This is a genomic window from Rhodococcus sp. ARP2, assembly GCF_001029585.1.
In the GTDB taxonomy this organism is placed as follows: domain Bacteria; phylum Actinomycetota; class Actinomycetes; order Mycobacteriales; family Mycobacteriaceae; genus Rhodococcus_F; species Rhodococcus_F erythropolis.
This window is the reverse complement of the sequence record NZ_LEKE01000024.1, coordinates 279719-295766: the sequence shown is the minus strand read 5'-3', so window position 1 is coordinate 295766 and position 16048 is coordinate 279719. Positions and strand designations below refer to the sequence as shown.

At 63.8% G+C, this 16048-nt stretch carries 18 protein-coding genes; 10 read left to right on the top strand and 8 right to left on the bottom strand.

Annotated elements, in window-relative coordinates:
- Positions 1-157: 157 nt before the first annotated feature.
- Together ABX74_RS05815 and ABX74_RS05810 are read right to left on the bottom strand one after the other, a co-directional pair.
- Positions 158-1657: a methyltransferase gene (locus ABX74_RS05815; RefSeq protein WP_019748236.1), complete on the bottom strand. Its 1500-nt coding sequence runs from the start codon at positions 1655-1657 to the stop codon at positions 158-160.
- Positions 1658-1683: 26 nt separating this feature from the next.
- On the bottom strand, positions 1684-2043 hold the full coding sequence (locus tag ABX74_RS05810) for a DUF3099 domain-containing protein (protein WP_019748237.1): 360 nt from the start codon (positions 2041-2043) through the stop codon (positions 1684-1686).
- 83 nt (positions 2044-2126) lie between these two features.
- Between ABX74_RS05810 and ABX74_RS05805 the strand changes: the two genes are divergently transcribed.
- On the top strand, positions 2127-2363 hold the full coding sequence (locus ABX74_RS05805) for a DUF3039 domain-containing protein (RefSeq protein WP_003942602.1): 237 nt from the start codon (positions 2127-2129) through the stop codon (positions 2361-2363).
- Here ABX74_RS05805 and ABX74_RS05800 read toward each other — a convergent pair.
- Positions 2336-3583, bottom strand: coding sequence for a YihY/virulence factor BrkB family protein (locus tag ABX74_RS05800; RefSeq protein WP_021344113.1), 1248 nt, complete (start codon positions 3581-3583; stop codon positions 2336-2338). The two genes, ABX74_RS05805 and ABX74_RS05800, sit on opposite strands and share 28 nt — an antisense overlap.
- Before the next feature lie 256 nt (positions 3584-3839).
- On the opposite strand from ABX74_RS05800, the gene ABX74_RS05795 reads away from it, so the two are divergent.
- Positions 3840-5618 (top strand): DEAD/DEAH box helicase, encoded by a 1779-nt coding sequence (locus ABX74_RS05795; protein ID WP_020907558.1) that lies wholly within the window; start codon positions 3840-3842, stop codon positions 5616-5618.
- Positions 5619-5751: 133 nt separating this feature from the next.
- Here the strand turns inward: ABX74_RS05795 and ABX74_RS05790 are convergent, their stop codons facing one another.
- A complete protein-coding gene (locus ABX74_RS05790) occupies positions 5752-5943 on the bottom strand; it encodes a hypothetical protein (protein ID WP_003942643.1) in 192 nt (63 codons plus the stop codon).
- 234 nt (positions 5944-6177) lie between these two features.
- On the opposite strand from ABX74_RS05790, the gene ABX74_RS05785 reads away from it, so the two are divergent.
- The 4 genes from ABX74_RS05785 (at position 6178) to ABX74_RS05770 (ending at position 9135) form a co-directional block, all read left to right on the top strand.
- A complete protein-coding gene (locus ABX74_RS05785) occupies positions 6178-6555 on the top strand; it encodes a DUF952 domain-containing protein (RefSeq protein ID WP_047888403.1) in 378 nt (125 codons plus the stop codon).
- An 86-nt stretch (positions 6556-6641) separates the two neighbouring features.
- The gene (locus ABX74_RS05780; RefSeq protein WP_021344116.1) at positions 6642-7124 is read left to right on the top strand and encodes a cation:proton antiporter regulatory subunit; all 483 of its coding nucleotides are present in this window, start codon (positions 6642-6644) and stop codon (positions 7122-7124) included.
- 7 nt (positions 7125-7131) lie between these two features.
- Positions 7132-8304 carry a cation:proton antiporter gene (locus ABX74_RS05775; protein ID WP_003943778.1) on the top strand — a complete coding sequence of 391 codons (1173 nt, stop codon included), beginning with the start codon at positions 7132-7134 and terminating at the stop codon, positions 8302-8304.
- Between the two features lie 21 nt (positions 8305-8325).
- Positions 8326-9135, top strand: coding sequence for a tyrosine-protein phosphatase (locus ABX74_RS05770; RefSeq protein WP_047888402.1), 810 nt, complete (start codon positions 8326-8328; stop codon positions 9133-9135).
- Between the two features lie 69 nt (positions 9136-9204).
- On the opposite strand, the gene ABX74_RS05765 is transcribed toward ABX74_RS05770, so the two are convergent.
- Together ABX74_RS05765 and ppgK are read right to left on the bottom strand one after the other, a co-directional pair.
- Positions 9205-10629, bottom strand: a complete 1425-nt coding sequence (locus tag ABX74_RS05765) for an RNA polymerase sigma factor (RefSeq protein WP_370333980.1) — start codon at positions 10627-10629, stop codon at positions 9205-9207.
- Positions 10630-10741: 112 nt separating this feature from the next.
- Entirely contained in the window at positions 10742-11509 is a 768-nt protein-coding gene (gene ppgK / locus ABX74_RS05760) for a polyphosphate--glucose phosphotransferase (RefSeq protein WP_037120333.1), read from the bottom strand.
- A 156-nt stretch (positions 11510-11665) separates the two neighbouring features.
- Here ppgK and ABX74_RS05755 point away from each other — a divergent pair, with 156 nt between their 5' ends.
- Positions 11666-12544 carry an inositol monophosphatase family protein gene (locus ABX74_RS05755; RefSeq protein WP_021344118.1) on the top strand — a complete coding sequence of 293 codons (879 nt, stop codon included), beginning with the start codon at positions 11666-11668 and terminating at the stop codon, positions 12542-12544.
- Positions 12545-12560: 16 nt separating this feature from the next.
- Here the strand turns inward: ABX74_RS05755 and cei are convergent, their stop codons facing one another.
- A complete protein-coding gene (gene cei / locus ABX74_RS05750) occupies positions 12561-13244 on the bottom strand; it encodes an envelope integrity protein Cei (protein WP_003942618.1) in 684 nt (227 codons plus the stop codon).
- A gap of 533 nt (positions 13245-13777) precedes the next feature.
- Between cei and ABX74_RS05745 the strand changes: the two genes are divergently transcribed.
- Positions 13778-14080, top strand: coding sequence for a DUF4193 domain-containing protein (locus tag ABX74_RS05745; protein ID WP_003942593.1), 303 nt, complete (start codon positions 13778-13780; stop codon positions 14078-14080).
- A gap of 80 nt (positions 14081-14160) precedes the next feature.
- Here ABX74_RS05745 and ABX74_RS05740 read toward each other — a convergent pair whose 3' ends face one another.
- Complete coding sequence (locus ABX74_RS05740; RefSeq protein WP_019748248.1) at positions 14161-14658, bottom strand: DUF3093 domain-containing protein; 498 nt, start codon at positions 14656-14658, stop codon at positions 14161-14163.
- 41 nt (positions 14659-14699) lie between these two features.
- On the opposite strand from ABX74_RS05740, the gene dut reads away from it, so the two are divergent.
- Positions 14700-15194: a dUTP diphosphatase gene (gene dut / locus ABX74_RS05735; RefSeq protein ID WP_003942635.1), complete on the top strand. Its 495-nt coding sequence runs from the start codon at positions 14700-14702 to the stop codon at positions 15192-15194.
- Between the two features lie 3 nt (positions 15195-15197).
- On the top strand, positions 15198-16040 hold the full coding sequence (locus ABX74_RS05730) for a DUF3710 domain-containing protein (RefSeq protein ID WP_047888401.1): 843 nt from the start codon (positions 15198-15200) through the stop codon (positions 16038-16040).
- The last annotated feature ends 8 nt before the right edge of the window (positions 16041-16048 follow it).

Genomic DNA, 16048 nt, shown 5'->3' with positions numbered 1-16048 from the left:
CTTGCCTCCCTATCGGCGGTCTCTCACACAGTTCAACGTGTGAGAGTTCCGGGAAAGTTCCCGCGCCGATTTCCGCTAAAACGCCGTGACCTGCAGTTATTTCCCAGTCGTCCTGAGAAGTTGCTGAGAACACAAAAATCTGCAACTCACCGGGAACTCAGTTCGTGACGGGAAGCACCAACCCGTGCCGGACAAGCGAGACCAGCAATGTGACGACGGCCTCACGTAGCTGGTCCGGGTCTTCGCCGTTCGCCGCGGCAAGAAGTTCGACCAGTTCGTCGACCACCAGTCCGTCCGCTCGGAGCCCGGCCAGCAGCGCAGCACCGAGCTCGTCGATCTCGTGCTGCCAGTGCGGTCCGTTGCCGCGGTGCACACGCGTGACCACTTGCTGCCATCCCTCGTCGCCGGGGAGGTAGACGCGTTCGAGAGCCGTGTCCGGATCGAGGACGAATCGCTCCTCGAGGACGTCGTGTTCACGCAACCAGGCAAGACGGTCGAAGTAAGCGAGCGCCTCGGCCCCGAGCGGGTCCGAGAAGCCGTGCATGAGGTCCTCGGCCATCAGGTCGGTGGGGGAGTCGGTGCGGCGAAGGAACACGAAACCGAAGCCGACGCCCTCGACATCGGCTTCTTCGAGGTGATCCAGCCAGGCGTTTGCTCTCGATGCCGATTCCGGATCTCGCGGATCCTGCCCGCCGTCCTTGAGCCACGTGCCGACGTACAGAGCTGGGTCCGCCACGTCGCGCTGCACCACCCAGGCGTCGACGCCGTGCGCCGGCAGCCACGACGCGATCCGCGAACGCCAGTCCTGTCCTTCGATGTGCACCCATGAGGCCAACAGTGCTGCCGTGCCGCCGGGGTTCAGATAGTCGATCGAGCGCGAGATCATCAATTCGCTCGCACCGTCGAGATCGAGGCCGGAATCGCGGTACGTGTGATGGACGCGTGCCTCGCCGACGACAAACGGGGGATTGGCGACCACCTGGTCGAAGGTTCGACCCTCGACGGGTTCGAACCAGGAGCCTTGAAGCAGTTCGACGTCCAGTCCGTTGAGCGCCATGGTTGCGGCCGTGAGGTCGACGGCGCGTTGGTTGATGTCGGTTGCGGTGACCGAATCGGCGTACGTGTTTGCGTGCAGGGCTTGGATGCCGCATCCCGTACCGAGGTCGAGCACGCTGCCGACCTTCGCGGTAGGCGTGGCCTGCAGCAAGGACAGTGACGCATGTCCGACGCCCAGCACGTGATCGGCCGTGGCCTTCTTGGGACGGATTCCGCCGTCGAGATCCGAGATCACCCAACGGTCGCCGTCGCCGACGTCGATGGGGCGAAGATCGACCGCGGCCCGCACGAGCGGATTCTCACTGTCGAAGTTTTCACCTTCGAGCAGGCCGGCGTCGACGCACTGCGCAATTGTCAGCGGAGTCAACGCCGCGGCGACGTCGCCTGCTGGGCAATCATCGGCGAGAAGGAACAGTCTGATGAGAACGCCCAGGTCCCCGAGTTCTCGGGTGGCGCGGCGCACGGGTACGGGCTCACTTCGGCCGAGAGCGGCGTGAACTTCGGGACCCAATGCCTCGAGCATGGTTCCCGTGTCGAATCGATTGCGAAGCAGGGCCTCACGCAGCGCAGGGGTGATGGACAGGAGCGTTTCGCTTCTCACCCCGTCATTCTCGCAGGCGGAACTTGTCAGCCTTCGATGGTGTGGTGCGTCGCGGATTCGATCTCGCCTGCGGTCTTCTTTCGTCCGTCGTATCGGCTCGGTTCGTCCTTGGTGCGCGGTGGTCGGTCGTTGGCGATCAGGACGGCGATCCAGGGAAGCGGAATGGATGCACCGATGATGAGCATCGAGATCCAGGCGTTGGCCCAGATGCCGTACGCGATCGCCGCGAGGATCAACGCCGGGAACCGGAAGGACATGATGATCATGTACTTGCGCACTCGGGCTTTGTGCTGTTCTTCGACGGACTTCTGCGCTTCGGTGATCAGTACGGGATTATCGGGAGTCCCGGCCTCGTCGGACCTGCCGAACGCGCCATTTCGTGCCATGACTCCACTGTTCCACTCTCGGCCGACAATTGCACACGACCCGTGGGTCGCACCGCTGTGACGGAGACGGCATTATTGGAGGGGTGAGCACTCAAACCAAGGAACGTCCCGACGTCTCCACCGACGAAACGACCGACGACGACACCCCGAAGTTCTTCCACTACGTGAAGAAGAACAAGATCGCCGAGAGCGCCGTCATGGGAACCCATGTCGTCGCGCTGTGCGGCGAGGTGTTTCCCGTGACGAAGTCCGCCAAGCCGGGATCACCGGTGTGCCCGGACTGCAAGAAGATTTACGAAGGGCTCCGCAAGGGCGACTGACCTCGGGTCACGCGCGCGGGAGTACTTCCGGAGCTCGGCGGATCGACAGCCTCGACGCAGTCGGCCGCCGGGCTCTTCGCGTCTGCCTGCGGTTCATCGCAGGGATCTTGGTCGACGCACGAGTTCTGGCGCGACTCTGTTTGTCTGCTGCGGGGCCGCCCGTACGAGGGGACCGTGGCCGGATCCGCTTTGTCGCCCGAGATGCGGATCGGGCTGGTGGCCAGGTGCCAGGTCAGGTTGGTGACCGGACCGGTCTCGTCGTCGGTGTTCTGAGCCGCAAGCCACTCTCGCATCTGCTCCATCCGAGTGGCACGAGCCGGCCAGAACTCCTGAACCGTCGCGTTGAACTCGGCGCCGAGGACGACGGCGAAACCGAGGAAGAACGTGAAGAGCAGAAATGCGATCGGCGTTGCCAGTGCGCCGTACGTGTAGCCGGTGCTGGTGACAAATCCCAGGTACCAGCGCAATCCGGTACTGGCGGCCATGAAGAACACACCGGCGACCAGCGCGCCCGCGAGCAGCCGATGCCACGGCAGCGACTTCGGTAGAGCGACTTTGTAGAGCGTCGTGAGGCCGATGATCACCAGTAGACCGACAGCGGGGTAGTAGAACGTGTCGACCAGATTCGATCCGACCACGTACCAGGAGGCCGGCAGTGCTCGCCCGACGAGCGTCGGCCCGAGAGCTACCAGCGGCAGGATGAACACAGCCATCACCAGGAACATCACGTAGAGCAGCAGGGCGAAGATGCGCTGCCAGATGGGATTGCGTGCATCCTGCTGACCGTGTGCTTCCACGATCGAGTCGACGAACGTACTGATCGCCGATGATCCCGCCCACAGGGAAAGCAGGAAGCCCACCGAGATGATCTCCGGTCGTCCGCGCTGAAGGACGTCCGTCACCGTCGGGCGGATGATCTGGTCGACGACGCTTTCGCTGAAGATCGTTCCGCTGAACGTGACGATCTTGGATTCGATGATCTCGACGGTGTTGGGTCCGAACCACCCACCGATGTAGCCGATCATTCCGAGAAGGCCCAGCAGCAGGGGAGCCAGTGACAGCGTTTGCCAGAACGCGGCCGTAGCCGCCTTTCCGAAGATGGAATCGTCCCAGGCCTTGCTCAGTGTGCGACCGATCAACTGCCCGGTGCGGCGTAGCGGATGCCATCTGCGGTGGTGCAGATCACTTCCGCTCGACTTCTCGCCTCGCGCTTCACTCATGATGTCTCCAGCATCCCTGACGACACACCCGGTTGCCCAACCATGGCGCCGACGTGTCGCACATTTCTGAGACAATTCGCGTGCAGGTCGGCAGGATGCGAGAACAGCGAAACCTCGCCGGCCGGAGTGAGAACGGCCATGAGTACGCGCTTCGAGTGCGGCTTTCGTCGGTGGCGGCGGCTAGGCTCGTCGCCGGACATTGATGAAAATTCGAGGAGCGCGAGACAACAGTGCGATTCCAGTGGAGGCGCGGCCTATGACGTCTGAGACCGTGGCAGCCGAGTTCGGCAATTCGCCCGAACCCGCCGGAGCTCAATCCGCGGGAACCCAACCTGGCGCCCCTACCGGTTCCCTTCGTGCATGGCAGCGCCGTGCACTGACCAAGTACCTTTCCAGCAGTCCGCGTGACTTCCTGGCGGTCGCAACGCCTGGAGCAGGTAAGACCACCTTCGCTCTGCGGGTAGCTTCGGAATTGCTCCGTGACCGGACGGTCGACCAGATAACCGTCGTGGCGCCGACCGAGCACCTCAAGCACCAGTGGGCGGAGTCCGCTCAGCGATCCGGCCTGGCATTGGACTCGCGGTTCTCCAACTCGACCGGCCAGACCTCGAGTGACTATCACGGCGTCGTGCTGACCTACGCCCAGGTTGCCTCGCACCCGTCGAAGCACCGTGTGCGCACCGAGGGCCGCAAGACGCTGGTCATCCTCGACGAGATCCACCACGGCGGCGACGCCAAGAGCTGGGGCGACGCCATTCGTGAGGCGTTCGGCGACGCGACCAGGCGTCTCGCACTGACCGGAACTCCGTTCCGCAGTGACGACAGTGCCATTCCTTTTGTCGAGTACGAGCCGGACAAGGAAGGTCTGCTCCGCTCGAAAGCCGATCACTCCTACGGATATTCGGATGCCCTCAAGGACGGCGTGGTTCGCCCCGTCGTGTTTCTCGCCTACTCGGGCGAGGCACGGTGGCGAAACAACGCCGGCGAGGAATTCACCGCTCGGCTCGGCGAGCCGCTGAGCGCCGAGCAGACGACTCGGGCATGGCGTACGGCCTTGGACCCTGCCGGCGACTGGATTCCTGCCGTGCTGCAAGCAGCAGACACCCGTTTGGCGCAGCTGCGCAGTACGGGTATGCCCGATGCGGGCGGACTTGTCATCGCGACGGATCAGACAGTGGCCCGCGAGTACGCGAAGGCGTTGACGGCGATCACCGGCGAACAGCCGGCCGTCGTGCTGTCCGACGACCCCACCGCGTCCAAGCGAATCGCCGAATTCGGTGCGAGCGACCAGAAATGGATGGTCGCGGTCCGCATGGTGTCCGAGGGCGTCGACGTTCCCCGTCTGGCGGTCGGTGTGTACGCGACCAGCGCGTCGACCCCGCTGTACTTCGCTCAGGCGATCGGGCGCTTCGTGCGTTCGCGTCGTAAGGGCGAAACTGCCAGCGTCTTCCTGCCGTCGGTGCCGGTGCTTCTCGACCTTGCTGCACAGCTCGAGGCTCAGCGTGACCACGTGCTCGGCAAGCCGCATCGTGAGAAGGACGGCCTCGAAGACGACCTGCTCGCCGATGCGAACAAGCAGAAGGACGAGCTGGGCGAGGAGGAGAAGGCGTTCACGTCCCTGGGCGCCGATGCCGAACTCGACCAGGTGATCTACGACGGATCGTCCTTCGGTACCGCGACATTCGCCGGAAGTGACGAGGAAGCCGACTACCTCGGTCTCCCCGGCCTACTCGACGCCGATCAGATGCGGGCGTTGCTGCGTCAACGCCAGCAGACACAGGTCGAGGCCAACTCGGCCAAGGCCGCCGCACCGCAACCCACGGCGGCAGTGGTATCCGATCGAGCGGCCACGGCAGATCAGCTCGGAGCGCTCCGCAAGGAGTTGAACGGGTTGGTGGCGATGAACGTTCACCGCACCGGCAAACCACACGGCATCATTCACGCGGAACTTCGCCGAGTGTGCGGAGGCCCGCCGACGGCCATCGCGACTGTCGATCAGCTGACCGAGCGCATCGCGATCCTACGCAGCTGGTAGCAGCCGATACCGGTCCCGCACGCTTCGCGTGCTTGCGGCCCCGGAACGGCAGAACGGGCGATCACAGTGAATGTGATCGCCCGTTCTGGCGTTCATGGCGCGCCTCGTGAAGAGGCCACCCCCGGCTGACAGGTCAGATTGCGGGTTCGCTTTCGGAGACGACGGCATTCATCTCGCGAAGTCGATCCGCGTGTTCGGTTGCGTGGTGTCCGCAGAAGAGAAGCTCGCCGCCGGTGGGAAGCACGGCGCGTACGCGTGCTCCGGCACCGCACCGGTCGCACCGGTCGGCAGCGGTCAACTGTGGGCTGGTCAGTGTTCCGGGCATGACTCCTCCGTACTGGCTTTGCGGCATTCGGGCCGCGTGCCTGGGGCCTGGTCCGCCGCGTCGGAATGGCGCGGTAGATCCACTCTTACAGACGTTTGGGGTTTACGGGTTGTTCCCGAAGGCGTTTCTTAGTGTTGTGTCTCACTGGAAATGCGCTGGACAGGCATTCTCGGGTGAAGATTGTTCGCTGACAGCTGATTCGAATCGCCGACCTCAGCCCGATATTCTGGGCGGATGAACCCGGGACGCGAACCACTTGTCGACGAGAGCGTCGAGTTGCTCCACATGTGCACGCGCGAGGAATGGGCGCGGGCACAACAGCACGGCGAACGTATCCCCGACGGATTCGAGGCGGAGGGATTTGTTCACATGTCGACTCCGGCGCAAGTTCATCTCCCGGCGAATCGGATCTTCGCCGGCCGCGAAGACATAGTCCTTCTCGCCATCGATCCGGCCCTGCTCGGTGGTCAGGTCAAGTACGAACCGGGCGTCCCTTCTGACCCGGAATCGATGCGATTCCCGCATCTGTACGCCCCGATTCCGGTCGCAGCCGTCACCGCTGTCATCGAGTATCTTCCGGACGAGAACGGCGTGTTTTCGCCGGTTCGGTAGGTCGCCGGTTCGCTCGCCGCGAAGTGCTCCCGGCGGATTGTGGCCCTCACGCGATGCAGGTCGCCGATCGGCGCTACCGTTGGTATATGAACGTAGAAGTCACCCCACTACCGGGGATCGGGACGCGCAAGGATTTTGTTCTGTCTTCCGGTCGTCGCGTGGGTGTCGTCACCCATCGGGACGGTCATACCGACCTCATCGTGTCCAAGGCAGACGACCCTGACGCGTGTGCTGCCTCGCTGCCTCTGACCACCGAGGAAGCGGCAGCGCTCAGCAATCTCCTGGGTGCCCCACAGCTCGTTGCGCAGCTCGAAGAAGAGCACCGTGACCTTCCGGGCATTCGAACCAAACAGCTCTACATCAAGGACGGTTCGCGCTACGACGGGCAGACCCTCGGGGACACCGGCATGCGCACGCGTACCGGAGTCTCCATCGTCGCCGTCATGCGTGCCGGACAGGTCAGCCCGTCCCCGAACCCCGACTTCACCTTCACCGGGGGAGATCTTCTCGTAGCAGTCGGAACGCCGGACGGTTTGGCCGCAGCGGCAAAAATCTTGGCCAACGGCTGACTGGCGCGTGGACACAACCACCCTCGCACTGATCGAACTCGGCGCGGTCTTCTTCGCGCTCGGACTGCTCGGACGACTCGCTGCTCGCGTGGGGATGTCGCCGATCCCGTTCTACCTGATCGGCGGCCTGTGCTTCGGACAGGGCGGTTTCATCCAACTCGGAGACATCGGCGAGTTCTCCCATCTGGCAAGTGAGATCGGGATCGTCCTGCTCTTGTTGCTGTTGGGGCTCGAATACACCGCGGCCGAGCTCGTGACCGGTCTCAAACGCTCACGCGTAGCGGGCATCGTCGACATCGTCCTCAACGCGACTCCCGGCGCGGTGGTCGGCTTGATTCTCGGCTGGGGCGTCGTGGGGGCGACGGTCATGGCCGGCGTCACCTACATCTCGTCTTCGGGAATCATCGCCAAGGTGCTCAGCGACCTGGGGCGCCTCGGTAACCGCGAAACACCGGTCGTGCTGTCGATTCTGGTGTTCGAAGACCTGGCGATGGCGCTGTATCTGCCGATTCTGACCGCGATGCTTGCGGGCGTCAGCTTCATGGGCGGGCTCGAAGCGGTCGGGATCTCGTTGTTGGTCATCACCGTGGTTCTTGTTGTGGCCCTGCGATACGGGCGGTACGTCTCCGCGCTCCTGGACAGTCCCGACAGCGAGACGCTCCTGCTCAAGCTGCTCGGTGCCGCACTGTTGGTTGCCGGCATCAGTTCGGCGATGCAGGTGTCGGCGGCTGTGGGCGCGTTCCTCCTCGGGATCGCGATCTCGGGGTCGACGGCGCACAATGCCAGTCGCGTGCTCGAGCCCCTTCGAGATCTGTTCGCTGCAATGTTCTTCGTGGTCTTCGGTCTCAACACCGATCCCAGTTCCATTCCGCCCGTCCTCGGGTGGGCTGCGATCCTGGCCGTCGTCACCGCGATCACGAAGCTGATCACCGGCGCCTGGGCGGCCAGACGTCAGGGTGTCGCGCGAATGGGTCAAGCGCGCGCCGGTGCCGCCCTGATCGCCCGCGGTGAGTTCTCCATCATCATCGCCGGGCTGGCGGTGTCCGCGGGTGCGGTCGACGCCGAACTGGCGGCATTGGCAACGGCTTACGTGCTCCTGATGGCGGTCATCGGTCCAGTGGCGGCAAGAGTTATCGAACCGGTTGCCTCGTTGTACATCAAGGTTCGTACGAAGTCCTGATTGCGGCCCTATTCTGTCCGGATGTCGAACAGAATCGCCCGTCCCGCCGCGACAGTCCTGTGCGCGGTGATCCTCTCGTGCGGTCCGGTGCCGGCGCTCGCCGGGGGAATACCCGCGCTCGAACAAGCCGGACCTGCAGCTGCGCAGGTTGCCGCAGACCGATCGCTGCATCTCGAGGGTGCGTCGAACGCGCGTGACATCGGCGGCTACGTCACCGAGGAGGGGCGGACCGTTCGGTGGGGGAAGGTGTTTCGCTCGAATGCCCTCGACAAGCTGACGCCGTCGGATCTCGCGTCGTTGAGCGAACGCGGAGTGGAATCGGTGGACGACTTCCGCACGGTCGTCGAACGGACGCTCTCGCAAGACCGCATTCCGAACGGGGCACGAACCAACTGGTTCGACGTCATCGGAACCAACCCCGCCAACCTCCCGGCCCTGGTGGACATGCCCACGATGTACGCGTTGATGGCGACCGATCCGGGGGCGAGCCGCGCATTCCACGATGCTCTGGTGAACGTCGCGAACACCGAGGGTGCAGTCCTCTACCACTGCTCGGCGGGCAAGGACCGTACCGGCTGGATGACTGCGGTTCTTCTGACCCTCCTCGGCGTGAGCCGCGCCGACGTGAACGCCGACTACATGCTCAGCAACCAGTACCTCACCGGACCTCGCACCGGGAGTGCGTTCATCGACGGCGTCGAACAGTCGTGGCTGGACACGTCTTTCGCCACGGTGGATCGGGTGTACGGCAACTTCGACAACTACGTCCGGGACGGCCTGCAGTTGAGCGACGGGGACATCGCACAACTCCGGGACACACTCTTGGCCTGAGGCGGCAAACGAAGAAGAGCCGCTCTCCGGAAATCTGGAGAGCGGCTCTTCTTCGCGTAGCTGGTGTGACTAGTCGAGGTAGTCGCGCAGAACCTGCGAACGCGACGGGTGGCGCAGCTTCGACATCGTCTTCGATTCGATCTGACGGATACGCTCACGCGTGACGCCGTAGACCTGTCCGATTTCGTCTAAAGTCCTCGGCTGGCCGTCGGTGAGGCCGAAGCGGAGGCGAACCACGCCGGCTTCGCGCTCGGACAGCGTCTCGAGTACCGACTGCAGCTGATCCTGCAGCAAAGTGAACGAGACGGCGTCGACTGCGACAACAGCTTCGGAGTCCTCGATGAAGTCACCGAGTTGGCTGTCGCCCTCGTCGCCGATGGTCTGGTCGAGAGAGATCGGCTCACGCGCGTACTGCTGGATTTCCAGCACCTTCTCCGGCGTGATGTCCATTTCCTTGGCAAGCTCTTCCGGCGTGGGCTCACGGCCCAGGTCCTGGAGCAGCTCACGCTGGATACGGCCGAGCTTGTTGATGACCTCGACCATGTGCACCGGGATGCGGATGGTGCGAGCCTGGTCGGCCATTGCGCGGGTGATGGCCTGACGGATCCACCACGTGGCGTAGGTCGAGAACTTGTAACCCTTGGTGTAGTCGAACTTCTCGACTGCACGGATCAGACCGAGGTTGCCTTCCTGGATGAGGTCCAGGAACGCCATGCCGCGGCCCGTGTAGCGCTTGGCCAGCGAGACGACCAGGCGAAGGTTGGCCTCGAGGAGGTGGTTCTTGGCGCGGTTGCCGTCGCGGCAGATCCAGCTCATGTCGCGTCGCTGAGCTGCAGGCAACTTCTCGCCCTTGTCAGCAAGATCCTGCATGATCTGCACGGCGTAGAGGCCGGCCTCGATGCGCTTGGCCAGTTCGACTTCCTCTTCGGCGTTGAGGAGTGCGACCTTGCCGATCTGCTTGAGGTAAGCGCGAACCGAGTCGGCGGAGGCCGTCAGTTCGGCGTCCTTGCGTGCCTGGCGAAGAGCCTCGGACTCTTCCTCGTCCCAGACGAAGTCGCCGGAAGCCTTGTCCTTCTCGGACGGCTCTGCAGCGGTCTCTTCGTCTTCGCCGACTGCTACGACCTCGACGACATCGGACTCGACCTCGGCAAGGTCGCCGTCCGTGATGTCGATGTCTTCCAACTCGACATCGCCGTCTTCGGCATCAGGATCGCCGGCCTTCTTGGGGCTGGCCTTCTTAGCTGCTGCCTTCTTGGCCGGAGCTTTCTTGGCCGGAGCCTTCTTTGCTGCTGCCTTCTTGGCGGGAGCCTTTTTCGCCGGAGCCTTTTTGGCTGCCGGAGCGGTGACGGTGGCCGCCTCCACGGCTGGAGATTGTGGCTCTGACTCTGATGGAGAATCAGCAGTCTGACGTGTATCGGTGGCTGCCACGTACGCCCTTTCGTGACGGTGTCGTGCGGCGTCACGCCAGAGTGGTGATCCGGCGGAGAGGTCAATGGTTGTTGGCCGGCGCGCAGCCGGACTTCACCATTGTAACGACTCTCAGGAAACTCTTACGTCACGGCGGGCCGTAACAGGTAGATTTTCCGCTTTTCACGTGCAGGTTTTCTCATCCGGCGACGGGGGCCGGCCTGGTCAGTCCGACCGACGCGAGCGCAGCTCCGGCGATTCCAGCGGTGTTGAGGAGGGTGGCGGGGACGACCTTCGTGCGGTTGGTCAGGTGCGGAATCCACTTCTCGTGTTTGCGGCTGATTCCGCCTCCGGCGATGAAGAGATCAGGCCACAGCAGGTTCTCGAAGGTGGTTAGAACTCGGGAGACCTCGACCGCCCACTCCTTGTAGCTCCAGTCCTTTTTTTCCTTCACCGACGACGCCGCTCGATGCTCGGCTTCCTTGCCGTCGACCTCGAGGTGGCCGAACTCGGTGTTGGGCAACAGAACTCCGTTGTGCAACACGGCAGATCCGATTCCGGTGCCGAAGGTCAAGAGGATCACGACGCCGGAGGTGTCCTTGCCCGCGCCGAACGAGTCCTCGGCAATTCCGGCGGCGTCGGCGTCGTTGAGGACGGTGACTTCGCGCCCGCCCAGGGCCTTGCCGAAGAGCGAGGCCGCGTCGGTGTCGATCCAGGACTTGTCGATGTTCGCGGCGCTGCGCGCGACGCCGCCGGTCACGACAGCGGGCAACGTGATGCCGACCGGCCCGGTCCACTTTGCCTGCTCGACGATCTCGGCCACAGTGCCCGCGATCGCATCGGGAGTGGACGGCTGCGGGGTCAGGATCTTGATGCGGTCACCGATCATTTCCCCGGTGCTCAGGTCGATCGTGCCGCCCTTGACGCCGCTGCCGCCGACGTCGATCCCGAAACCTGTGGTTGTCATCGTCCTGCGCTCCTGAGTGTCGAATTCGAGGTCACGATCTACCGTTGCAAACACTAACCCGAACAAGGACTCGGGCGCGTGCGACTCCAGGCGTTCGAGTGGTGCCCCTCGGTAGAGATGTGTTGCGATGGTCCGGTGCGCCCTTCAGAAAGAACGTTGCCCGACTTTTCCGCCGATTCTCTGGACCCCGCACAATTGCGGGCAGTTGCCGTAGCCGTCGCCGAACGCGCAGCCGAACACGTCCGCGTGCGTCGGCCCGAGGTATTCGGCCTGGTGGGTTCCGGTGCCTCCGAGGGTGGTTCGGTTGCTGCGAAGAGCACGCCGACCGATCCCGTCACGGTGGTCGATACCGAAACCGAACAGGTGATTCGCGACCTTCTGGCGCAATTGCGCCCTGCAGATTCGATCTTGGGTGAGGAAGGTGGCGGAGACACCGACGATTCCGCGGGAGTTCGATGGGTTGTCGATCCCATCGACGGCACGGTGAATTTTCTCTACGGAATCCCCGCATTCGCCATTTCGGTGGCCGTACAGATCGACGGGATCTCAGTGGCCGGGGCTGTCGTCGACGTGTCGCTGGAAACAACGTATTCCGCGCACCGGGGCGGCGGCGCAACCATGGCCACGGCCGACGGCGTCGTCAGCGAACTGCACGCCAATGAGGTGACCGAACTGTCAATGGCTCTGTTGGCCACCGGTTTCGGCTACGGAGCGGATCGCCGAAAGGTGCAGGGCACCTTGATCGGGCAGATCCTGCCGCAGGTTCGCGACATCCGACGCATAGGTTCGGCTGCTTTGGATCTGTGCATGGTTGCCACCGGCCGGGTCGACGCTCACTTCGAGCACGGGCTGAGTCCGTGGGACTGGGCCGCGGGCTCCCTGATCGCTTCCGAAGCGGGCGCCGTGATCAACGTCCCGGCGCCCAATTCCACGTCGGCCGACGGCGATGTCGTCTATGCGGTGGCTCCGGCGATCGCCGAGCAGTTCGCGCACATGCTCAGTTCGATCGGCGCAGATCAGCCGATTCCGAGCTGAGGCCGAACCGGGTTTGTCAGCAGCGCGCCGTGCGCGCTGCTTTGAGCAGTGCGATGTCCATCGGAGCGACTTCGGCGTTTGCGGGCTGCTCGGCCAGAGCATGCAGGATCGCGGTGGCGTCGGTGTTGGGGGTCAGGGCGCCCTTGTTGTAGGTGCCGAGAGCCAGGTCGACGGTGTCGTCGCCGCGGCCGTCCTGGACCAGTTCGGCGCAGGGGGCGACCAGCCAGACGGAACTGGCGGCGGCGAGGCCGTTCGCTCCGAAGCGGATCTGACCCTGGCACTCCATGTTCTGGTCGACGTAGACGGGGTCGTTTCCGACCTGGACGTCCGGCGCGCTGGAGAAGCCGAACTCGCTCAGTTGCGCTGCCACCTGGGCGGCCTGACCGTGTTCGCCGTTGGCGTTGAACACACGAACCTTGGTGGCCGCCAGGGGAGCGGGATCCACGTCGAGCAGCTTCGAACGGTCGACGACGGTTCCCAGCGGTAGTGGCGCCGCTGCCGAGGGATCGGAGGAAGGCTGCGGGAGGTTGCAGGCGACGGTGTCACTGACTTCTGCCTCGGCGCTCAGGATGCGGACCCACAAGACACTGCCGATCAATGCGAGTACCGCGAACACGGCGATCACCGGCCACGCGCGCCGACGGCGGAACGGACGTCCCTGGTCATCGGTAGAGCTGCCTTCGGTGATCAGAGAAACCACGGTATCCCTCGACTTTCTTGACGAAACTTCTACTTCGCCATCGGGCCGAGCGGCGCCGGCATGACGTTCGGTGCCTACCTTAGAGGGCTTGTGTGACGACACAGCCGAAGCGCGGCTCGACGCGTCGGGCCGCTGGCGATCGCCCAACGGTAGTTGGGCAACTAGCGGGCAGTTTCTACCCGGATCCGGTCTGAAAATGTCGCCGAAAGGTCACAGCTTGCTCTTGCCTTGGTGACAATTCGCAGTCATTTTTCGGAAATTTCCGATTCGGTTACTACTTTCGTGCTCACGTCGGCTACTGTCTGGCGGCCCAGGTCGTTCAACTGGGCATCGGCCGGACGCCGAAATGACAACCAAATGAGGCGCAGATCACGTTCTCGGAAGGAACTTCCGGGCACTAATTCCAGTCCTGCAGCGTTATGCAGCGACAGGGAATGATCTGGATGCCACGGCGGTTTCCATGCGCATCAAGGATCTACCGGATTCTCGGCGCACACGGGACCGGGATACACGAAGAGGATGGGGTAGACGAGATGGCAACTGACTACGACGCACCGAGGCGTACAGAGTCCGACGAGGTTTCGGAGGACTCTCTCGAGGAGCTGAAGGCGCGACGCAACGAAGCGCAGTCAGCCGTCGTCGACATCGACGAGACGGACACCGCGGAGTCCTTCGAGCTGCCGGGTGCCGACCTTTCCGGCGAGGAACTCTCGGTTCGAGTTGTTCCGAAGCAGGCAGACGAGTTCACGTGTTCGAGCTGCTTCCTGGTTCATCACCGCAGCCGCCTGGCCAGTGATGCCAACGGACAGCTCGTATGCATGGACTGCGCTGCCTGATCTCCCTTCCCGGTGGTCGACCCGTCAGCTCGCGGGTCGACCAAGGGTCGGGAAGTACTGCTTTGCTGTGACCGCGCTGATCAGCGATCCAGCGCAGCCAGCAGATCAGCGGGACGACGTGTGCTCACCAGCCAGTACGGCGTGGGATCCTCCGGGTCGTCGAGCACGATCAACACCATTGTCTTGACCCATGGGCGATGTTGGACGAACGCCGACGGATCGAGTTGGCGCCCCATCGCCGCACTCTTTGCGGAAGCCGGCACTGCTGCCGCCCGCGAAATCAGTTCGACCGGCAGGTGGGCTCGACCCACGTGCAGTTCTTTCACCCCTGCTGTCTCCACCACCTCGACGCGCATCCGGCTGAGCCAGAATGCCGCCCAGATCGGGATGGGGAGCAGCACGACGTACGCCAGGTACGAGAGAAGCCCCGGGCGGCCCATGTGGACCTCGGCCGCGAGGAGTCCGGCTACGGCCAGCCCGGCGATCCACCACCAGATCGGCACCCACAGGCGCTCGGAGAACAGCGTCGTGGACGGGGGCGTTGTGGTGGCGACGTCAGGTCGAGATGTTTCGGGCACCTGTCAAGGATAGTCCGTCGCTACGAGTAGTCTTGGCCCACGTGAGCGACCATCTCTCCATCGCCTTGAAGCGACTGGATCCAGACCTGCCCGTTCCACAGCGTGCGCATCCCGGAGATGCGGGTGTGGATCTGTGCTCCACCAGCGACGTCACCATCGAACCCGGCCATAGAACACTGGTCGGAACGGGGATCGCGATCGCGTTGCCGGTGGGCACCGTCGGGTTGATCCATCCGCGTTCCGGACTCGCAGCCAAATCGGGACTGTCGATCGTTAATGCGCCCGGAACCGTGGACGCGGGATACCGGGGCGAACTCAAGGTCTGCTTGATCAATCTCGATCCGGCCACAGCCATCGACATCCGCCGCGGTGACCGAATCGCTCAGCTCGTGGTTCAACGAGTCGAACTTCCGGTTTTCGAGGAAGTCGAGTCGCTGGACGACACGACCAGAGGAACCGGAGGCTACGGTTCCAGCGGCGGTCACGCGATACTCGATACCGATGCGCCTGGCGCGGTCGTCGGAGAGGGAGTCTGAATCATGTTCGGACGCAAGAAGAAGACAGACGTCGACGAGGAAACCACCAGCTTCTTCGGTGACGAGAACGACGAGTCGGTGGAGATCGACGAGGTCGAAGACGATCTCGACGTCGCCGGCGACGAGTTCGGTGACGAATCGGAAGGCCCTTACGACATCACGGAGATCGATTCCGACGATCCGACGGCAGGCCGTGACGGTCAGCGCCTGGATCTCGGTTCCGTTCTGGTGCCGATGCCGACCGGCGGACAGTTGCAGGTCGAGATGGCACCCAACGGTTCGCCGCAGGCCGTGCACCTGGTCACCGAACATGGCCGCATCACGGTTGCTGCATACGCCGCCCCGAAATCACCCGGTCAGTGGCGTGAGGTCGTTGCCGAACTCGCGCAGTCGCTTCGCGACGACAATTCTGCGGTGAGCGTCGAGAACGGCCCTTGGGGCCGGGAACTGGCTGCCGTGACGGCCAACATGGACCTGCGGTTCATCGGCGTCGACGGTCCGCGGTGGATGGTGCGCTGCGTGGTAGCGGGTCCGAGCGGATCCACCGCCGCGAACACCCCTTTGGTCGCAATCGCGCGCGACATCCTGCGAGACACCGTCGTCAACCGAGGATCGGAGCCGCATCCGGTGCGGACACCGCTGCCCGTCGTGCTCCCGCAGGTACTCGCTGAGCAGTTGGCGGCCGCACACGAGCAGCAGTTGGCAACAGCGCAGCAGCAACAAGTCGCCGCCCAGCAGCAGCAACAGCAGTCAGCTCCGCCCGCTCCGCCGGCCCCTCCAGCGCGACCGACCCCGCCGCCGCGTAGCGGCGAATCCGGTTCTGCCATGCAGCAATTGGGTCAGTAGCAGGGTTT